Source organism: Shewanella sairae, from assembly GCF_023283535.1.
Taxonomy (GTDB): Bacteria; Pseudomonadota; Gammaproteobacteria; order Enterobacterales; family Shewanellaceae; genus Shewanella; species Shewanella sairae.
Map to the genome: position 1 here is coordinate 1 of NZ_JAKILT010000210.1, position 713 is coordinate 713.

Sequence of the window (713 nt, forward strand, 5' to 3'; positions counted from 1 at the left end):
TAACAAATAAGGATAGGCCGCGCGTAGCCGCGTCCTTATCCCAAGTGTTGAACAAGCCCGAGTGATACCTTTATAGTGTAAATATCGGCGTAAGAACTTACGCTTTTTCGATGTGTGCTGAGCAGTTACATTTTTTATTAGCCGCATTGATCCCTTAGCTTCGTCAGCTAATTTCCTTATCTCAATTTATCAATACCTTAGCGCCTCCTTATACTTTTCTTGTTCCGCATCTTAAGTGTTATTTTTTACCCTTCCGCTTAAACAGTGGTGTTAGGTGTCGTTGTTTTTTGCCTAAAAATGCTTGTCGGTCGCGGATGCACTTTCTCATCCCTTCGTTGCCAGCAACCCATAAATGCCATCGGTTGTTGGCAACAGGGACAAGGTCGGACAGCTTGAGTTTTAGTGGTGTTTTCGAGCGGCGAAAACACGGTACCAGCAACGGCTAACATCAAGCGTATTCTTTGCCGTAGCCTGGCAGCACTTCCTCTGAGTAATCCATAATCTCTCACTCGCCGTAAGCCTTTCGGCAGCACATGTTGCAGTACCAACCATAGAAATTCGACAGTGGGTAAAGTACGTATTTCAGTGACTTGGGTTTGGCTATTTTGATACTCGAAGCTCACTTGGCCATCGATATTGCTGACGATATTTTTATCGGGTAATACGCCACGATAAAGGTATCGCGACAGGTACTTTAGTGCAGACAGCCCTTT

The 713-nt window shown here is 44.9% G+C and carries 1 protein-coding gene; it reads right to left on the reverse strand.

What is annotated here, in order from left to right:
- Positions 1-257 precede the first annotated feature (257 nt).
- On the reverse strand, positions 258-713 hold a 456-nt coding region (locus L2748_RS24220; protein ID WP_248957841.1), incomplete at its 5' end, for a transposase.